This window comes from Geobacillus sp. 46C-IIa, from assembly GCF_014679505.1.
Classification (GTDB): Bacteria; Bacillota; Bacilli; order Bacillales; family Anoxybacillaceae; genus Geobacillus.
Genome location: NZ_CP061474.1, coordinates 12,789 through 30,942, shown reverse-complemented (window position 1 = coordinate 30,942; position 18,154 = coordinate 12,789). Strand labels below are relative to the sequence as shown.

Annotated in this window: 17 protein-coding genes and 1 pseudogene; 1 reads left to right on the top strand and 17 read right to left on the bottom strand. The window is 54.5% G+C overall.

Annotated features, from left to right (window positions below; genetic code table 11):
- Positions 1-7: 7 nt before the first annotated feature.
- The 4 genes from IC803_RS00165 to spoIIID form a co-directional block, all read right to left on the bottom strand.
- The gene (locus IC803_RS00165) at positions 8-829 is read right to left on the bottom strand and encodes a flagellar hook-basal body protein (protein ID WP_081207839.1); all 822 of its coding nucleotides are present in this window, start codon (positions 827-829) and stop codon (positions 8-10) included.
- A gap of 21 nt (positions 830-850) precedes the next feature.
- Positions 851-1,681 (bottom strand): flagellar hook-basal body protein, encoded by an 831-nt coding sequence (locus IC803_RS00160; protein ID WP_081207840.1) that lies wholly within the window; start codon positions 1,679-1,681, stop codon positions 851-853.
- 272 nt (positions 1,682-1,953) lie between these two features.
- Positions 1,954-2,955 carry a rod shape-determining protein gene (locus IC803_RS00155; protein ID WP_081207841.1) on the bottom strand — a complete coding sequence of 334 codons (1,002 nt, stop codon included), beginning with the start codon at positions 2,953-2,955 and terminating at the stop codon, positions 1,954-1,956.
- A gap of 105 nt (positions 2,956-3,060) precedes the next feature.
- Entirely contained in the window at positions 3,061-3,324 is a 264-nt protein-coding gene (spoIIID, locus tag IC803_RS00150) for a sporulation transcriptional regulator SpoIIID (protein WP_008880665.1), read from the bottom strand.
- 309 nt (positions 3,325-3,633) lie between these two features.
- Here spoIIID and IC803_RS00145 point away from each other — a divergent pair, with 309 nt between their 5' ends.
- Positions 3,634-4,143: a BsuPI-related putative proteinase inhibitor gene (locus IC803_RS00145; RefSeq protein WP_081207842.1), complete on the top strand. Its 510-nt coding sequence runs from the start codon at positions 3,634-3,636 to the stop codon at positions 4,141-4,143.
- Positions 4,144-4,480: 337 nt separating this feature from the next.
- On the opposite strand, the gene IC803_RS00140 is transcribed toward IC803_RS00145, so the two are convergent.
- The 13 genes and pseudogenes from IC803_RS00140 to IC803_RS00080 all read right to left on the bottom strand — a co-directional run bounded on the left by IC803_RS00140 (position 4,481) and on the right by IC803_RS00080 (position 18,072).
- Positions 4,481-5,014 carry a chromate transporter gene (locus tag IC803_RS00140; RefSeq protein ID WP_081207843.1) on the bottom strand — a complete coding sequence of 178 codons (534 nt, stop codon included), beginning with the start codon at positions 5,012-5,014 and terminating at the stop codon, positions 4,481-4,483.
- On the bottom strand, positions 5,011-5,592 hold the full coding sequence (locus IC803_RS00135) for a chromate transporter (protein ID WP_081207987.1): 582 nt from the start codon (positions 5,590-5,592) through the stop codon (positions 5,011-5,013). The genes IC803_RS00140 and IC803_RS00135 overlap by 4 nt, the downstream gene beginning before the upstream one ends.
- A 25-nt stretch (positions 5,593-5,617) precedes the next feature.
- A complete protein-coding gene (locus IC803_RS00130) occupies positions 5,618-7,222 on the bottom strand; it encodes a gamma-glutamyltransferase family protein (protein WP_081207844.1) in 1,605 nt (534 codons plus the stop codon).
- A gap of 12 nt (positions 7,223-7,234) precedes the next feature.
- Positions 7,235-8,212, bottom strand: coding sequence for an ABC transporter ATP-binding protein (locus tag IC803_RS00125; RefSeq protein WP_081207845.1), 978 nt, complete (start codon positions 8,210-8,212; stop codon positions 7,235-7,237).
- Positions 8,184-9,184 (bottom strand): annotated as a pseudogene (locus IC803_RS00120) (ABC transporter ATP-binding protein). Before IC803_RS00120 ends, IC803_RS00125 begins: the two are co-directional and overlap by 29 nt.
- A gap of 8 nt (positions 9,185-9,192) precedes the next feature.
- A complete protein-coding gene (locus tag IC803_RS00115) occupies positions 9,193-10,752 on the bottom strand; it encodes a glutathione ABC transporter substrate-binding protein (protein WP_081207847.1) in 1,560 nt (519 codons plus the stop codon).
- 27 nt (positions 10,753-10,779) lie between these two features.
- Positions 10,780-11,682 carry an ABC transporter permease gene (locus tag IC803_RS00110; protein WP_081207848.1) on the bottom strand — a complete coding sequence of 301 codons (903 nt, stop codon included), beginning with the start codon at positions 11,680-11,682 and terminating at the stop codon, positions 10,780-10,782.
- 26 nt (positions 11,683-11,708) lie between these two features.
- Entirely contained in the window at positions 11,709-12,650 is a 942-nt protein-coding gene (gene nikB / locus IC803_RS00105; protein ID WP_143421072.1) for a nickel ABC transporter permease, read from the bottom strand.
- Between the two features lie 232 nt (positions 12,651-12,882).
- Positions 12,883-13,332, bottom strand: a complete 450-nt coding sequence (locus IC803_RS00100) for an Lrp/AsnC family transcriptional regulator (protein WP_063167213.1) — start codon at positions 13,330-13,332, stop codon at positions 12,883-12,885.
- Between the two features lie 174 nt (positions 13,333-13,506).
- Positions 13,507-14,400, bottom strand: a complete 894-nt coding sequence (locus IC803_RS00095; protein WP_081207849.1) for a stage II sporulation protein SpoIIQ — start codon at positions 14,398-14,400, stop codon at positions 13,507-13,509.
- A gap of 129 nt (positions 14,401-14,529) precedes the next feature.
- A complete protein-coding gene (gene spoIID / locus IC803_RS00090; RefSeq protein ID WP_081207850.1) occupies positions 14,530-15,558 on the bottom strand; it encodes a stage II sporulation protein D in 1,029 nt (342 codons plus the stop codon).
- 422 nt (positions 15,559-15,980) lie between these two features.
- The gene (gene murA / locus IC803_RS00085; protein ID WP_063167210.1) at positions 15,981-17,285 is read right to left on the bottom strand and encodes a UDP-N-acetylglucosamine 1-carboxyvinyltransferase; all 1,305 of its coding nucleotides are present in this window, start codon (positions 17,283-17,285) and stop codon (positions 15,981-15,983) included.
- Between the two features lie 31 nt (positions 17,286-17,316).
- A complete protein-coding gene (locus IC803_RS00080; RefSeq protein WP_081207851.1) occupies positions 17,317-18,072 on the bottom strand; it encodes a YwmB family TATA-box binding protein in 756 nt (251 codons plus the stop codon).
- Positions 18,073-18,154 lie beyond the last annotated feature (82 nt).

The window sequence follows — 18,154 nt, the reverse complement described above, 5'->3', positions numbered from 1 at the left end:
TCTCTCCTTATGAGGAGCGCAAGTTGTTAATGAGCCCGAGCATTTGTTCGGAAATGGAAATGGCGCGGGCGTTCAGCTGATAGGCGCGGCTCGTTGTCATCAAACCGGTGAGTTCTTCACCGAGGTCCACGTTCGACTGTTCGAGCGCCCCTTGTTTCATGGCGATTCGGCCGCGCCCGTTGCCGTTCAGCTCCTCAGCGGCGCCCGGAACGGCGGGAAGAGTGAAGATGTTGTCGCCGAACGCTTCAAGGAGCTGCGGGCGGCGGATCACCGTGACGCCCAGGTTGACGCGGGCGACGACCGCCCCGTTGGCATCGGTGGCCGTCAACGTCCCGGTCGGGGACAGCTGGAAGCCGGTTGCCTCGGCAGGCAGCTCGATCGGCGCGTTCGCTTCATCCAGCACCGGGCGGCCGTCGCTTGTCACGAGGGCGAGCCGGCCTCCTATGGGCGTCAATGAAAAGTTGCCGGCGCGCGTGTAGCCGATTGTTGCGGCGCCGTTGGCGTCGGTGACTCGAACGCGAAACCATTGGTTGGCGGCGGTGAAGGCGAAATCGAGCGCGCGGCCGGTCTCTGTAAGCGGCCCTTGGGCGGTGACGAGCATCGTTGACGCGAGGCCCGCCCCGTTGCCGTAGCGCACGCCCGCCGGCGTCTGTCGGGGCGCTTCGTCGTGCGGCAGGCGGTCGACTTGCTGGGTCAACAGCTCGGCGAAGCTCGCTTCGCGCCGTTTAAACCCTGTCGTGTTGCTGTTGGCGATGTTATGGCTTAGTGTATCGAGACGCTGCTGCAATGCGTTCATCGTGTTGGCAGCGGTGTGCATCGAGCGGAGCACGGGCTTGTCCCCCTTTCGTCATCATTTCAGGCGGCCGACTTCGTTGACGGCCTTGTCTAAACTGCGGTCGTACGCTTGGACGATTTTTTGGTTCGCTTCAAAGGCGCGGTAGGCGGCGAGCAAGTCGGTCATCGTCCGCTCGATGTCGACGTTGGACCGTTCGATGAAGCGCTGTTTGACCGTATACGTCACATCACCCGGCGCCTGCGGCAACGGCCCAGCCGTGCTGCGGAACAAGCCGTTCCCTTCTTTCACTAGCGTTTTCGGATTGGCGGCGAATACGACGCCTAAGCGGGCGGTCGCGCTGTTTTCCGCCGCAATCGTCCCGTCATCGCGGACGGTGAACGTTTCGCTCGGGATGGCGATGCGTTCGCCGTTGTCATCCAGCACATACCAGCCGTCTTGCGTCGTCAAATAGCCGTCCGGGTTCAAGGTGAAATGGCCGTTTCGTGTATAGCGGATCTCCCCTTGGCCGTTTTCGACGGCAAAAAAGAGCGCGCCGCGCTCCCCGCTTGCCGGGTCGACCGGGACTTGTCCATCGACTAGGGCGACATCGGTGGAGAGCCCGGTTTCTTTCATATCCCCTTGGCGGAAGTTCGGGATGAGCTCTTGCACATATACACCGGTGTTGAGCGGCCCGATCGCCGTTTGCGCCGGGATGGCGCGCGGCGGGGCGGTTGGGATCGGCTTGTCCTCGAGCCGGTGCATCAACAGTTCCGGAAACGCTCTCGTTGTTCCTGCGTCGGCTTTGTACCCTGGCGTCTCGGCGTTTGCCAGATTGTTGGTGAGCCAATCGACGCGCCGTTGTTGCGCCAGCATGCCGCTCGCGGCCGTATACAGCCCCCTTAACATGACAATCACCTCGCTTGTCCATCATTAGTTGCCATAGATCCGTTTCATGCAAGAACCGATCCCCTTTCGTTCGGGCGATCGGTTTTCCATTCCTCTCCGTGCTTGAAGGCGCAGGAATAGACGAGATTGCCCAAAGCCGCAGCCCTCTTGAGGCAACAGCGGATGTCTCTTTCCATTATAAGCGGGCGGAAGCGAGCGCCGCATCCCCCGCCTTTCCTTTTTTGATGCAGAGACGAGGCGCAGCTCTTTCGGCTGCCGCTCGCGGCAAATGGTTAGACGAACTGCGTTTTCGGCGCGCGATCGATGTTCTCAAGCATCAACCCCGTGCCAATGGCGACGCAGTCCATCGGATTTTCGGCGATAAACACCGGCAGCTTGAGCTCTTCGGCTAACAGCATGTCGATGCCATGCAGCAGCGCGCCGCCGCCCGTTAAAATGACGCCGCGGTCGATAATGTCCGCCGACAGTTCTGGCGGCGTGCGCTCCAGCACGCTTTTGGCGGCTTGTACAATTAAAGACACCGGCTCGCGAAGCGCCCGTTCGATTTCTTCTGAACGAACGGTGATCGTGCGCGGCAGCCCGGTGACGAGATCGCGGCCGCGGACGTCGATTTCTTCGGCCCGTGCGCCTGGGAATACCGTTGCGACTTTGATTTTAATTTCCTCGGCCGTTCGCTCTCCGATGAGCAGCTTATATTCGCGCTTAATGTAATGTAAGATTTCCATGTCGAACTTGTCCCCAGCCATTTTAATGGAAGAGGCGGTGACAATGTCCCCCATCGAGAGAACTGCGACATCGGTTGTGCCACCGCCAATATCGACGACCATGTTTCCGCACGGCTGGAAAATGTCCATTCCGGCGCCAATGGCTGCGACTTTCGGCTCTTCCTCTAAGTACACTTTTTTGCCGCCGCTTTTTTCCGCTGCCTCTTTGATCGCTTTCCGTTCGACGGACGTCGTGTTCGTCGGGCAACAAATTAAAATGCGCGGTTTGGCGAAAAAGCCTTTTAGGTCGAGCTTGCTTAAGAAATGCTTGAGCATCGCTTCCGTAATGTCAAAATCCGCGATGACGCCGTCTTTAAGCGGCCGAATGGCAACAATATTCCCAGGGGTACGTCCGACCATTCGTCGTGCTTCTTCGCCGACTGCGAGCACTTTGTTCGTATTTTTATCGATCGCCACGACGGACGGCTCATTGAGCACAATGCCTTTGCCTTTGACGAAAATGAGGACGTTCGCCGTGCCTAGGTCAATGCCGATATCTCGTGAAAACATACCTTGCTCCTCCTTGCCTCTGCCCTGAAATCATTCCTAATTGGTTATTTTACCATATTCCGCAGCCGGAATGATACTGCTAACGGCAGATGGCAAGGAAAAAAGTTAGTTGTTTTTCACCGCTTGTTTTTTGTACTTTTTCTTCGTCGCTTCGCCGCCGCGCAAATGGCGGATCGATTTATGGTAATCGAGAATTTGTTTTACTTCTTGGGCCAGCTCCGGATTGATTTCCGGCAGCCGCTCGGTCAAGTCTTTATGCACGGTGCTTTTCGATACGCCAAACTCTTTCGCGATGACGCGAACGGTTTTCCTCGTCTCCACGATATACTTGCCAATCTTGATCGTACGCTCTTTGATGTAATCGTGCACACCACTCGCCCTCCCTAAGTTGGATGTGAGAAGTGAGAAGTGTGAAATGAGACTCGTCTTGCCACTGATGAGCGCCGCTTTCGCTGGATGTCTTGGAAGCGTCCTCGTCGCGTCGCTTGCCGGTTGTGAACGATCCCCACCTCAACCACTCTCATTGCTGTTCAATTTGTAACATTTTATTAGACAAATCGGGCATATATACCAGAAATATCAAGGCGGACAACGGTTTTTTCACAATTTTTTCACGGTTTGTAACGAGAGGAAAACGGGAAACGACTATAATAGAAAGAGACAAAAGGAGGGTCCGATATGGGCAAAGGAAAAGCGATCGGCATCGCCGCCGTGCTGGCTGGGGTGGCGGCGGCGAGCGCGTTGTTTATGTATACAAACGGCAACGGGCAACCGCAGGCAAAGGATGACTTGCTTGGCCCCGCCCCGGCGGGCAAACCGGCGCACGCGGACGGAAAAGGAATTATCGCCGGGACGCTTGAGCCGTCGTTGACGTACAAAAAAGAAAATGGCGCCTACGTGTTTACCTTCACGGTGAAAAACCAAACCGAACGCGTGCAGACGGTGACGTTCACGAGCTCGAAACAGTATGACTACATTTTGTACCGCGACGGCAAAAAGGTGAAGCAGTTCAGCGAAGGGAAGATGTTTGCGCAAATTTACGAAGAGCGGACGTTAAAACAAGGCGAAGAGCTGTCCTTTCAGGAGACGTTCCGCGACTTAGCGCCCGGGACGTACACGCTTGAGTGGTGGCTCGCCGACAAAAACTGGCCGAACGCCCGGGCGAGCGTGACGTTTACCGTGGAATAGACAACGTGTCTGTATCGCCGGCACGTGTTTTCTTTGCGCCGGCGCACGTTCGGGGGTTCTGTCTTGTTGCCAGCTGGTGAGTTAGCGGGCGTAACGTTTCTTCTAATGCGGTGAGGCATCCGTTTCGAACACTTATGCATCACGATATGTTGTATCTTGCTTGAAGACGGATAGCCTTTTGGGGGGGCATCGTGCCATTTCTCCAACTAAGAAACCGCTTGAACGCTATGCATTCTCTTACTTAAGGACGATCGGCTGTTTTTTATCGTTCTTTTGAGAACAGAAAAACGAGGCTTCACATGCGTGAAACCTCGCTTCGTTATGGCGGACTCATAGTCTAGGACAAGAAGACAGCCCCGTACACAAGCGCCAAGGCGATGACGTACGCCGGGTGGATGCGCCATTTGCCGAGCAACAGAAAAGCGCTGGCGGCGGCGAGAAACACCGTTTGGCCGAACCCGGTTCCTTCGTATGACTCGCGGAAAAAGTCGATCGCCATGATCCCCAGCATGACAGCGACGGCCGGGCGGATGTAGGCGGTGAGCCGCTTTACTTGCGGCGCGTCTTTCCATTTGTACAAGAGCTGCAAGAGCGCGAGCAGCAAAATGAGCGACGGGGCGACGCTCGCAAACACGGCGACAGCGGCGCCGAGGAGGCCGGCTTGTTCGTAGCCGATATATCCAGCCATTTTCGTCGCGATCGGGCCGGGAAGTGAGTTGCCGATCGCCAGCACTTCACTGAATTCATTGACCGTCATCCATTGGTACCGGTCGACGACTTCGTGCTCGACGAGCGGGATCGAGGCCGGGCCGCCGCCATAGCCGAGAATGCCGGGCCAAAAAAAGGCGAGAAACAAATGCCAGTAAATCATGACGACACCTTCCTTTCACCGCGCTCGTTTCCGTTCGCCGCTTCCGGTTTTCCCCGCCCGACAAACGCCGCCACAAGCAACAGGGCGACGACAAGCGCCGGATGAAGCCCGAGCCACCACAAGGCGGCAAAGCAAGCGGCAAGAAGCAAGGCTGTGGGCCAGATGCCGAGGGCGGCGCGCGCCTGTTTGGCGAACTGCCACGTCATCTCGGCAAGCATGACCGCGACAACAGGGACGACCGCTTTCGTCATCCCGGCGACCCACGGCGTGTCCTTGAACGATGACAGCACCGCCAACAGCACGATCATCAGCACCACCGTCGGGGCAGTCGTCGCTAAGACGGCGTTCAAAAGCCCAAACGCACCGCCAACGCGGTAGCCGATATAGCCGGCGAGCTTCGTCGCGATCGGGCCGGGCAAGGCGTTGGCGATGGCCAAAATCTCGGCGAATTCTTCGTCCGTCATCCAGCGGTATTTTGTCACCACTTCGGCGCGCACGAGCGGGATCGAGGACGGACCGCCCCCGTACCCGAGCATGCCGACGCGAAAAAAGGCGAGAAACAAATGCCATTGATTCATCGTTGTCATTCCTTTATCGCTAGTTTCACCAAGCGGCGACCGCTCCATCCGTGCGCGGCTCCGTCCCAGCAGCGAGCACGCCGGTGTGAGGATCGCGCCAAATGATTTGCCCGCGGCCGAACGGGCCGCCGTCTAACGCCACACGGATGTCATGCCCTTTGCGGGCGAGCGCTTCAGCGATATGGCGCGGGAAGTGGGGCTCGACGAGCACCGTTTTCCCTTCCATCCACTGCCAACGGGGCGCATCAAGCGCCGCTTGCGGATTCAAAGCGAAATCGATCGTGTTCATGATCACTTGCATATGCCCTTGCGGCTGCATGAACCCGCCCATGACGCCAAACGGGCCGATCGGTGTGCCGCCTTTCGTCAAAAAGCCGGGAATGATCGTATGGTACGGCTTTTTCCTTGGGGCGAGCGCGTTCGGATGGCCGTCATCAAAGGCGAAGTTATGGCCGCGGTTGTGCAAGGCGATCCCCGTGCCTGGCACTACGAGGCCGGACCCGAAGCCCATATAGTTGCTTTGGATGAACGACACCATATTGCCTTCGCCGTCAGCGGCAGCCAAATAGACCGTTCCGCCTTTTGGCGGCGTTCCCGGCTCCGGGGTGAGCGCTTCGGCGCCGATTTGCGCCCGGCGCATGGCCGCAAACGATTCGGATAACAGCTCATCGACGCGGTAGTCCATATAGCGGCGGTCGGCGATATACGCTTTCCCGTCAGCAAAGGCAAGCTTCATCGCCTCGATTTGCCGGTGGCATGTCTCAACGTCCGGAATGCTTGGCACGTCAAACCCGTTCATGATGTTTAACGCCAGTAAGGCGACAAGTCCTTGGCCGTTCGGCGGGATTTCCCATACGTCATAGCCGCGGTAGGAAACGGAAATCGGTTCAACCCATTCCGGTTCATACTCGGCGAGATCCTCGAGCGTCAAAAAACCGTCGTATTGCTTCGAGAAGGCGGCGATTTTTTCCGCCAGCTCGCCGCGATAAAAGCTTTCCGCTTCTGTCTCCGCAATCGAACGAAGCGTCGCCGCATGGTCCGGAGACGCCCACACTTCCCCGATCCTCGGCGCGCGGCCGCCCGGCGCAAACGTCGCAAACCAGGCGGCAAATTCCGGCCCGTGAAGCGCTTCTTTGTACACCCGGTAGGCGTTCGCCCAGTACTTTCCGAGCACGGGCGATACCGGGTAGCCGTTTTCAGCATAAGCGATCGCCGGTGCGAGCGTGTCCGCAAGCGGCAGGCGGCCGAAGCGCTTCGACAGCGCCGCCCATGCCGCCGGCGCTCCCGGGACCGTCACCGGGGCGAAGCCGTATTTCGGCATTTCTGTATAGCCGCGCTCTTTTAGCGCGTCAAGCGAAAGCAAAGCCGGCGCATAGCCGCTCGCGTTTAATCCGTACAATTTCCCGCTCGTCCAGACGAGGGCGAACGCATCGCCGCCGATGCCGTTCGATGTCGGCTCAACGACCGTCAGACAAGCCGCGGCGGCGACCGCCGCATCGATGGCGTTGCCGCCTTTTTTCAGCACCTCAAGCCCCGCTTGCGCCGCGAGCGGCTGCGATGTCGCAACAACGCCGTTTTTGGCGAACACCGTCATTCGCTGCGATGGGTATGGATGGTATAAGTAGTCCATGGCAACCCCTCCTCACTTCACTTCATGGCAAGCAACAAAATGACCCGGAGCCGCTTCTTTCCACTCCGGCCGTTCTTGTTTGCATCGTTCGGTCGCCACCGGGCAGCGCGTATGGAACGGGCAGCCTTTCGGCGGATTGGCTGGGTTCGGCAAGTCGCCTTCAAGACGGATACGCTCCCGCCTAGCGCCCGGCTTCGGCCGCGGAATGGCGGACAATAACGCCTTTGTATACGGGTGCAGCGGATTGGCGTACAATTCCCGCGACGGTGCGAGCTCGACGGCATGGCCTAAATACATGACGAGCACCCGGTTGCAAAAATGGCGCACGACCCCTAAATCGTGGGAGATGAATAAATACGTCAGCTCATGTTTTTCTTGAATGTCTTTTAGTAGCTTAATGATTTGTGCTTGGACAGATACGTCCAGCGCGGAGACGGCCTCATCGCAAATGACAAGCGATGGATTCAAGGCAATCGCCCGGGCGATGCCAATCCGCTGCCGCTGCCCGCCGCTGAATTCATGCGGATAGCGGTCGTAATGTTCCGGACGGAGTCCAACTTCTTGGAGCAGCTGCAACACGCGCTCCTCGCGCTCGGCCTTTGTCATGTCCGTATGGATGACAAACGCTTCCTCGAGCGCGTGGCCGATGCGTTGACGGGGGTTCAGCGAGGCGTACGGATCTTGGAATACCATCTGCATTTCTTTTTTCCACCGTTTGCGCTGCCGTTCCGGCAAGCGGCTGATTTCTTCGCCTTGGAAAAGGATCGATCCGCCCGTTGCTTCTTCTAAACCAAGAATCGTCCGGCCGAGGGTCGATTTTCCACAGCCCGATTCGCCGACGATGCCGATGCTCTCTCCGGCAAACACGTCAAGGGAAACGTTCTCGACCGCTTTTACGTAGCCTTGGACGCGCCGCAACAGTCCTCCCCTGATCGGGTAATACTTTTTCACGCTTTCCAACTTAAGAAGTGGCTGCTTTGACTCGCTCATCGTTGTGGACCCCCTCTTCTAACCAGCAGCGGACGGAATGGCTGGCGCGGATCGTTCTCTCCGGCGGCGGTGCCGTCCGGCATTGATCAGTCGCAAACGGGCAGCGCGGGTGGAACCGGCAGCCGTCAATTTGTTCGTTTAAACTCGGCAGCGTGCCTGGAATCGGTTCGAGTGAATACTCTTCGTCATCAACGCTCGGCACGGATTGCAGCAGCCCTTTTGTATACGGGTGGCGCGGATTGGCGAAAATGCTTTCGACATCGCCTTCCTCCACTTTCTCCCCGGCGTACATGACCATCACCCGGTCGGCCATTTCGGCGACAACCCCCATATCGTGGGTGATTAAAATGACGGCCATGTTCAATTTTTGCTTTAGCTCGTTCATCAAGTCGAGAATTTGCGCCTGAATCGTCACATCAAGGGCCGTCGTCGGCTCATCGGCGATGAGCAGGCTCGGATGGCAGGCAAGCGCCATAGCGATCATGACGCGCTGCCTCATCCCGCCGCTTAGCTCATGCGGGTATTGTTTCATCCGCTTTTCCGGAAACGGAATGCCAACTTGCTTGAGCAGCTCAATGCCTCGCTCGTGCGCTTCCTGTTTCGACAACTTTTGATGGAGCATGAGCGGTTCGCGAAGTTGATAACCGATCGTGAAAACCGGGTTAAGCGCCGTCATCGGCTCTTGAAAAATCATCGACATTTCGTTTCCGCGAATGCGGCGCAACTCCTCTTTCGACAGTTTCGTCAAATCGCGGCCGGCAAACTCAATCGACCCGCTCTCTACCGCACCGTTGCTCGGAAGCAAGCCCATGATCGACAGCGAGGTGATGCTTTTCCCACACCCTGATTCGCCGACAATGCAAAGCGTCTCCCCTTTGCGGACGGAAAAACCCCCCGCACAGCGGAAAGTTTCCCTTCCGCTGTGCTGAAGGTCGTGACAAGGTTCTCGACACGCAACAATGTCTCAGTCATGCTATCCCCTACTCTCTATGAACGTGATAGAGCGACCATTGTCCTGTCGGATCGATCTCCAATCCTTTCACCGATTGATCGACGGCCGCCGTGACAACGCCATGGTTCATCACGACAACAGCTGCGTCTTTCAACAAGAATTCGTTCGCTTCTTTTAATTTTTGCTTACGCACTGCCGGATCAATCGCCATTCTCGATTCTTCCACCAGTTTGTCGAAGGCCGGGTTGTTGTAGAATATACGGTTCGTTGCCCCTGCATTCTTTGAATGGAAGTTCGGGTAAAACAGCTCGCTGCCATCAGCCGTGCTGTTTGTCCAACCGAGGAATGTAATATCGTATTTCCCTTGTTTTGTCGCATCAAGGAACGTTCCCCATTCCATCGATTCAATTTCGGCGTTAAGGCCGACTTCTTTCAATTGGGCTTGGACGATCTCCGCCATTTTCATATAGCTTGCCGTGTTGGCGACAAGTATTTTCACAGTCGTCCCTTTATAGCCATTCTCTTCAATAAGCTGTTTTGCTTTTTCCGGATCGTAGCTGTAAGCGACGTTTTCCGACGACTCGTCATAGCCGAACACTTTCGGGCCGATGACGCTGTTTGATTTCACGCCGAGGCCTTTTAACTGTTGGATGTATTCCTCTTTGTTGATCGCATACGAAACGGCTTGGCGGAAGGCGAGTTCATTCATTGGTTTCTTTTTCATGTTAAACCCTAAATAGTAGACCGGTGTGCCTTCTTTTTTGATGAACTGAACATTTTTCATCGCTTCAATGCGAGAAAGCTGTTCAGCCGGTACGCTGTCGATAAACTGCACATCACCAGTTTGCAGCATCGAAATGGCGGTCGTCACTTCCGGAACGACTTTGAACGTCACTTTCTCTAATTTCGGCGCTCCTTGCCAATAATCGTCATTTTTCTCTAACGTCACATGATCGCCTGGCACCCATTCGACAAATTTAAACGGGCCGGTGCCAACTGGCTGTTTCATTAAATCTTGTTTTTGATCGGCCGTCGGGCTGACGATTGAGGCGTTCGTATGCGACAGGGCAGCAAGCATCGGACCATACGGATATTTTGTTTTGATCACAACGGTATAGTCGTCTTTCACTTCGACCGATTCAACCGGCTCAAGCAGCGAAGCCCGCGGTGCTGCTGTTTTCGGGTCTCGCAGTTTATCAAACGTATATTTGACTGCTTCGGCGTTAAAATCGGTGCCGTCGTGGAACTTAATGCCTTGTTTCAGTTTGATGACCCATGTTTTGTCATCCGGATTTTCATACGATTCCGCCAAATGCGGCTTGATTTCCATCGTCTCCGGGTCGCGGACGAACAACGTTTCATATACTTGCTCGATGACTGCCGACGAAACAGAGTCGTTCGTTAAAATTGGCGAAAGGCCAACCACATCGGATGTCGTCGCATATGTCAGCTCCTGAGCGACGTTTCCTTTTCCTTGCGAACCGGATGATGCATGATTGGAGGCTGATTTGCCTCCGCACCCGGCCAATGCCGTAGAAACAGCGAGCACGAGAGCAAGCAACAGGTAAGACCAATACTTCGTTTTCACTCGTTTTCCCCCCAAATGATAAGTTGATTAATTGATCTCCATATTCGGATCAAGCGCATCGCGCAGCCCGTCGCCAACGACGTTAAAAGCAAAGACGACAAGCATAATGGCGATGCCCGGGACGATCGTCATGTGCGGCGATGTCCACATAAACGCCTGTCCGGCGGCGATCATCGCCCCCCACTCCGGCGTCGGCGGCTGGGCGCCCAACCCTAAATAGCTGAGCGAGGCGGTCGATAAAATGGCGGTGGCCATGCGCATCGTCGCAAAAACGATAATCGGCGCCAGGCAGTTTGGCAAAATATGTTTGATGATGATGCGGGCGTTGCTGGCCCCGAGCGCTTTCATCGCCAAAATGTACTCGCGGTTTTTCACCGACAAGACGCTGCCGCGGACGATGCGGGCACATGTCGGGATCGACCAAATGCTAATGGCGATCGCTACATTGATTAGACCTGTGCCTAAAATCGCGATGATGAGCATCGCAAGCAAAATGCCCGGGAACGCAAACAGCAAATCGACAATTCGCATGATCAGTCCATCAAGCTTTTTGTAATACCCCGCCAACAACCCGAGCGCCACCCCGCCGATCAGCCCCAAGCTGACGGAAACGATGCCGACAACGAGAGAAATGCGGGCGCCATATACGATGCGGCTCCAAATGTCCCGCCCGTAGTTATCGGTTCCAAGCCAGTGGCCGTCGGAAAAAGCGGGCAGTTCGGCAGCTGCCAAGTTTTGCTTCACCGGGTCATGGGTGGCCAGCCACGGGGCAAAGATGGCCATCAGCACTTGAATGGCGATAATGAGAAGCCCTACGACCGCTAATCGGTTTTTCAGCAGCCGCTTGATCGTGGTGACATACATTTTTTCCTTTTTGCGCCCAAGGCCGGCTGTCGCATGGCCTGTGTTCACCGCTGCACCGGTTTCCATCGGTTTTCCCCCTCTCTATCCTTTATTTAATCGTAGCTGATGCGCGGATCAATAAACGTATAGATGATGTCAACAATCAAGTTGACTAAGACAAACAACGTAGCGACAAGCAAGACAGAACCTTGCACCATCGGGAAATCCCTAGCGGCGATGGCCTGCACCATCAGACGGCCGACACCGTTAATGGCGAAAACTTGCTCGGTAATGATCGTGCCGCCGAGCAAAAAGCCAAAGTTCAAGCCGATGACGGTGATGACCGGAATCATTGCATTGCGCAAGGCGTGCACCCAAATGACCGTCCGTTCCCGCAACCCTTTCGCCCGCGCCGTCCGGATAAAGTCGGCCCGGATGACCTCAAGCATGGATGAGCGGCTCATCCTCGCGATCATCGCCGCCGATCCGGTCCCGAGCGTAATAGCCGGCAGCACGAGCTGCTTCAATCCTTCTGCCGTATAAAACGGGGCATCCAACCCACCGACTGGCAGCAACTGCAAGTTGACGGCAAAGATTAAAATGAGCACAGTGCCAAGCCAAAAGTTCGGGATCGAAATCCCCGCCAAGGCAAAAACGGTGCTGGAAACATCAAACCATGAATTTTGCCGGATGGCGGAGATAATGCCGGCCACCACGCCGATGATCACGGCGACAATAATGCTGGCGATAGCGAGTTTCAGCGTGTTCGGAAACCTCGTTGCGATCGCGTCCCACACCGGCTGTTTCGTCTGATATGAGTACCCGAGATCACCGTGAAGCAGCCCGTTCATGTAACGGCCATACTGAACGAGAAACGGGTCGTTGAGCCCTAAATCGTCGCGGATGGCGTCAATGTCTGCTTGCGACGCGGTCGGGCCGGCAATGATCGCTGCCGGGTCTCCTGGAGCGATGTACATGCTCGTAAACACGAGAAACGAGATACCGATGAGCAACAAGACAAGCTGAAAAAATCTTCTGACAATCATTCCTGCCACCCTGTTCACCCCTTTTCTGTTGTTGGTATAAAAGAGAATTTTATATACATTTGTTAATGAAAATTGAATGATTGTTTAACAAAGTTAATTTCTATTTCGTTTTTTATGATTATATAGGAATTCGAATCATTTTTCTACTTAATTCTCTAAAAAAAATGAATTTTTTTAGTTAAACAAAAAAACGCCCTTTTACAGGGCGTTGGACAATGCTTTCTCGTTCCGCTTCAGCCGGCTATAACTTCAACCCCGTCCGGCTTTTGAAGCGGCGCAGCAAAATATGGCTTTCCACTCTCGTAATGCCTTCGAGCGCGTATAGCTCGTTGTTGATGAATTTCTCGAGGGCGGTGAAGTCTTCGACAAGCACGTGCATGTGGAGCGTGCTCGGGCCGGTCATTTGGTAGCAACTCGCCACATTCGGATTCTCCGCCAGCTTTTGCGCCACTTCGACCAAATACGCCGGCTCGCAGTCGACCTCGAAAAACGCCGACACTTGTTTGCCGAACTTCTCCGAGTTGATGACGACAGTAAATTTTTCGATAATGCCATGCTTGACGAGCTGGTTCACCCGTTCGCGGACGGCGACGCGGGAGAGATTCAGTCGTTTGCCGATGTCGACATACGACATGCGGCCATCTTCAATCAACATTTCAAGAATTTTGCGGTCGATCTCATCGATTTTCATTTGCTAGTCACCCCGCCTCACACCCGTTTTCTATCATTATATCGGCTCACGCGGCGCATTGGAAACCACTTTTTCTTTCACCTTCAATAAAATGGAAAAAAGCCCGCTGTTTGCCTTGGCAAACGGACGGGCCTTTTTCCTGTCGTTCGTTCCCTCCATGAAGCGCTTTGTTCGTTACGCTCTCGCCATGCCGATCGAGGCATCTGGCGTTTTGTAGGAAGACGTGTCTTGATTTTGGTCTTGGCTGTTGTTGCTTGGCGCCGTTGTGTTGTCATCAGCCGGCGTTTGTTCAGTTTCGTTCGCCGGATGGTCTTCGGTCGGCGCTGTTTCGTCGCTTGGCGTCGTTTCCTTCTCTTCGCTTACGTTGGTATGATTGGTTCCTGCGTCATCTCCCGCTTTGTCGGTCAATGCGGTCAATGGTTTGTCGACATAGTCGATCGGATTCACCGGCTTGCCGTCTTTGCGAATTTCAAAGTGGACGTGGATGCCGGCTTCTTTGTTAAATTCGCTTTGCCCCGCCTTGCCGATCACTTCGCCTTGTTTCACCGTATCGCCTGCTTCCACTTTCACATCAGCCAGCGATTGATAGACGGTCGTGACCCCTTGTTCATGGTTGATTTCCACAACGTAGCCTAAAATCGGGTCTTTTTCCGCTTTCGTCACCGTGCCGCTTAACGATGCAGTGACGTCAAACGTTTTGCCGTCCTGGCGCACAAGGTCGATGCCTTGGTTCGGATGGTACGTATGATCATAAAAGACGAGGGCTGCTTCCTGTTCTTGTTCCGATGCGTTTTCGTCATAGAACGGGGTTTTCACTTGCACCGCGTTCGGATCGAGCACAGGCATCGCAATGTTTTCGACCGTTTCATTGACCGGGATCGCTGGGTTTTCTTGCTGGGCGGTGCCGTTTTTCGCTACGTCGTTTTCGCCCGCGTTCTCCTGTTTGCCCGCTTGGAACCAAAGCGCGCCGGCGACAATCAATGCCGCACAAGATAGATAAATAGCCGGAAATACCCAACGTTTGCGAAAGAAACGCTTCAGCGACGGTTGTTTTTGTTCCTCTCTCATGTTCATCACCTCAGCAACCATTTTGAACAGAAAGAGGCAAAGATATACACGCCGCACACAATTTTTTTTTGCTTATTTTTTGCCGTTCCGCCTCGTTTTATGCAAAAAAAAATCGGAGCGGACGCTCCGTTATTTTTTCACTGTCAACTTGTTCAAAAAAGCGGTCGCTGAGGAGATGCGGACGCCGCGGTAATAATGTTTGACGATGTCGGCGTACGTTTTCCCTTCTTTCGCCATAAAGTTGGCGCCATATTGGCTCATGCCGACACCATGTCCGTAACCTTTTGTCGTGATGATGATTTCATCGCCTTTGCGCACCCATGTAAAGTCAGTTGACGGCAAGCCGAGCCGTTCACGCACCTCGCGGCCGGTGAGTGTCTTGCCGCCGACTTTCACCTCACCGACACGGCGGCCGGGCGTACGCGATAAAATAACGCCGACCGAACCGTCAGCAGACAGCTCCACCCCAAGACGACGCTCAAATTCCGCCACCGTCATCGTTTTTCGCTGGTAAAACTTTGGTGATTGTTTGTCCCATGGGCTGGCGACGCTTTTTAAATACGGAAACTCGTTTTGCCAATATGCCTCTGAGTTTTCGGTATAACCATTGCTTGTTGAAAAAAAGAGCGCTTCGATCGGTTCGTTGTGATACGTTAAAATTTGTCCGCGCGTATCAAGAACCGCTTTCGTAATTTTTTTCATTTTCCAGTCGTAGTCGCTTCCCCATAACTTTCGCAACTCCTCATCGCTGTAATACACTTGATGTGTCACCGTATCCGTCACGTTTGCGCCTTCCGGCAGGCGAAACGGCTGGTTGGCGAGCAGCTGTTTGACGATGTACGTTCTTGCCGTCAGCGCTTGTGCCTTTAACGCCTCCAATTCAAACTCAGCCGGCATTTCCGCCGCCACAACGCCAATGACATATTGCTCGAGGGGTATTTTTTCGACGCGCTGCTCTTTGCTTCGGTAGACCGCCACCTCAACGGACGGCCCTTCGGCTGCCTGCGAACGTTGGATTTGTTCTTGCTTGTGCAGTTGTTCCGCCAATTTGGCCACCTTCCCGTCGTAAAAAGGTAAAACGAGTGCCGCCGGAATGACGAGAATGGCGACAAACAGGCATAGTGCGAGTACGATGACTGGTTTCAGTCGTTTCACCATAGCCGAGCCCCCAATATGCATTTTTCAAGCACAAGCGGACATCACGAATCAATGCCTGCATGGCTTCGGTTCGTTACTATAGTTATGGGCTCGGACAAGTATATATGACAGTTTTCTTTCGTGTTTCATCCCGTCTTTAGAAGGCCGGTGAAAAACGGCTGTCGCGAGCAAATCAGCGGCATTTCGTAAAAAAAGAAAGCTGGTTCCACATGGTTTTTCGAATCAAGAAACAGCCGGGACTAGCGGTATTTTATGCTAAATCACCAACCCTTTAGAGGGGGTGCTCTTGCAGCGGAAAGCGGAAGGCTGTACTCTCCTCTCGGCAACGTGGGAGCTGACGTTCACCAGCCAGTGGGGGCGCAGACGAGGATAAAAAAACGACCATTCCCTACCAACGGTAGTTCACGGTCGTTTTTTCGCCATTATCCGTTCCATTCGATCGCTTCAACTTGGTCGAGTTGTTCCGTTTCTTCGCGGACGCGTTCAATGTCGGCCCCAAGCGCAGCCAATTTTTCATGGAAGCGGACATAGCCGCGGTCAAGATGGCGCAACTCAGTCACGCGCGTATAGCCGTCCGCTGCGAGGCCGGCCAAAATCAAAGCGGCAGCGGCGCGCAAATCGGTGGCCGCCACTTCGGCGCCTTGCAGCTGGCACGGGCCGTTAATAATGACGGAGCGCCCTTCAATTTTAATATCCGCGTTCATCCGGCGGAATTCTTCCACATGCATGAAGCGATTTTCAAATACCGTCTCGGTGATCATGCTTGTGCCTTCGGCTTTTAACAAGAGAGCCATCATTTGCGATTGCATGTCGGTCGGAAACCCCGGGTATGGCATCGTTTTGATGTCGACTGCTTTCAACGTTTCCGGTCCGATGACACGCACGCCGTTTTCCTCTTCAATGACCGTCACACCCATTTCTTCCAACTTGGCAATGAGCGAGCTCAAATGTTCGGGAACCGCTCCTTGCACGAGGACATTGCCGCCGGTGATGGCTGCTGCGACCATAAACGTGCCGGCTTCGATGCGGTCCGGGATGACCGTATGCGCCGTGCCGACAAGCTCGTCGACCCCTTCGATGCGGATCGTTCCGGTGCCGGCGCCGCGTATTTTCGCGCCCATCGCGTTCAAAAAGTTCGCCAAATCAACGATTTCCGGCTCTTTGGCGCAGTTTTCAATCACGGTCGTGCCTTCAGCGAGCACAGCCGCCATCATAATATTTTCTGTCGCTCCGACGCTCGGGAAGTCCAAATACACTTTCGCGCCGCGGAGACGGCCGTTCACTTCTGCATCTATAAAGCCGTTGCCGACTTTCACGGAGGCGCCCATCGCTTCAAAGCCTTTTAAATGTTGATCAATCGGGCGCGAACCAATGGCGCAACCGCCCGGCAGCGCAACGCGGGCCCGGCCGTTGCGCGCCAACAGCGGCCCCATCACGAGCACGGAAGCGCGCATTTTCCGGACGTACTCAAACGGCGCTTCCACCGTTAACGGACCGGTGGCATCGACCATCACGGCATTGCCGGCGATGCGCACATCGGCGCCTAAATAGCGGAGCACTTCACTGATTGTATATACATCGGAAAGAGCAGGCACATCATGAATCGTACTTGTTCCTTTAGTCGCTAATAAGGTGGCAGCGATGACGGGCAAAACGGCATTTTTTGCGCCTTCCACTTTGACGGTGCCGCTCAACCGGTTTCCGCCACGGACGATGATCTTTTCCAAGGTATTCCCCTCCGCGTCCAATTTCTCTATATTAATATTCAATGGTAATGATTGGGGTTCCAACAACGACGCGCGTCTTGCCGCCCAATCTTTCTCTCAAGGCGAGTTGAATGTTGATCGGCTGGTGATTGGCGGCCGGGAGAACGTTCTTCCACTGCCCAGTATATGCAGACAGGGAGACGAATGACTCTTCCCGCAACCACTCGACAGGCGTCGCTTGAAAGTCTCGCAGCAACTGAGAGGCTTGGTCGAACAAACCACCTTTCATATTATCATTGAACTCGCCTTCAATACAAGCATAAAATGTAGGATCGTTCACAAATAATCCGTTCGTCTTTGTCTGGATGTGTTGTGCTGCTTCTTTCCACCTAGGTTGGCTCCATGTTGGGCCGGTTGCTTCATAGAGGATATACGTTTGCGGCGTCCCGTTTGTGACGGTCATCACGAGCTGAATTTCTTCTTGAAAGAAGGGGTGTTCGTTTGTGCCGATCGCTTTTTGCCAATGACTCGTTTTGTCGAACGACCAGCGAAACGAACGATACGTTTGTTTCAATTCGGCCATTTTTTTGAAAAAGTCCGTATCATTTTGAACATCCTGGGTATACTCTCTTGTGTAAATGACCCAGCGGCCGAGCGAAGCACCGTGCTTTGTTAATGTGTGCGCCATCGTTTCCAACGGTCTCGACCATTCGTCTCCCCGCGCGCCTTCCGTCCGATAGTGCCATGCGGCCAAAAACAGGCTCGTGAGCACAAGCGCCGTCAGCCATTTCATCCGGTTTTTTGTCATCTTTCTCATCTCCGTTCCCTTCCTCTCCTTAGTTGTTATTGTTGCCACCAGACAAGGGAACATACGTCAAAAAAATCGACAA

What these genes read in the sequence shown, in the direction of transcription:
- IC803_RS00160 (WP_081207840.1), bottom strand. Translation starts at nt 1,681, where the DNA reads ATGTTAAGGGGGCTGTATACGGCCGCGAGCGGCATGCTGGCGCAACAA.
- IC803_RS00130 (WP_081207844.1), bottom strand. Translation starts at nt 7,222, where the DNA reads ATGGACTACTTATACCATCCATACCCATCGCAGCGAATGACGGTGTTC.
- IC803_RS00125 (WP_081207845.1), bottom strand. Translation starts at nt 8,212, where the DNA reads ATGAGCGAGTCAAAGCAGCCACTTCTTAAGTTGGAAAGCGTGAAAAAG.
- IC803_RS00110 (WP_081207848.1), bottom strand. Translation starts at nt 11,682, where the DNA reads ATGGAAACCGGTGCAGCGGTGAACACAGGCCATGCGACAGCCGGCCTT.
- IC803_RS00145 (WP_081207842.1), top strand. Translation starts at nt 3,634, where the DNA reads ATGGGCAAAGGAAAAGCGATCGGCATCGCCGCCGTGCTGGCTGGGGTG.
- IC803_RS00100 (WP_063167213.1), bottom strand. Translation starts at nt 13,332, where the DNA reads ATGAAAATCGATGAGATCGACCGCAAAATTCTTGAAATGTTGATTGAA.
- IC803_RS00155 (WP_081207841.1), bottom strand. Translation starts at nt 2,955, where the DNA reads ATGTTTTCACGAGATATCGGCATTGACCTAGGCACGGCGAACGTCCTC.
- spoIID (WP_081207850.1), bottom strand. Translation starts at nt 15,558, where the DNA reads ATGGTGAAACGACTGAAACCAGTCATCGTACTCGCACTATGCCTGTTT.
- IC803_RS00135 (WP_081207987.1), bottom strand. Translation starts at nt 5,592, where the DNA reads ATGAATCAATGGCATTTGTTTCTCGCCTTTTTTCGCGTCGGCATGCTC.
- IC803_RS00095 (WP_081207849.1), bottom strand. Translation starts at nt 14,400, where the DNA reads ATGAGAGAGGAACAAAAACAACCGTCGCTGAAGCGTTTCTTTCGCAAA.
- IC803_RS00080 (WP_081207851.1), bottom strand. Translation starts at nt 18,072, where the DNA reads ATGACAAAAAACCGGATGAAATGGCTGACGGCGCTTGTGCTCACGAGC.
- IC803_RS00140 (WP_081207843.1), bottom strand. Translation starts at nt 5,014, where the DNA reads ATGATTTACTGGCATTTGTTTCTCGCCTTTTTTTGGCCCGGCATTCTC.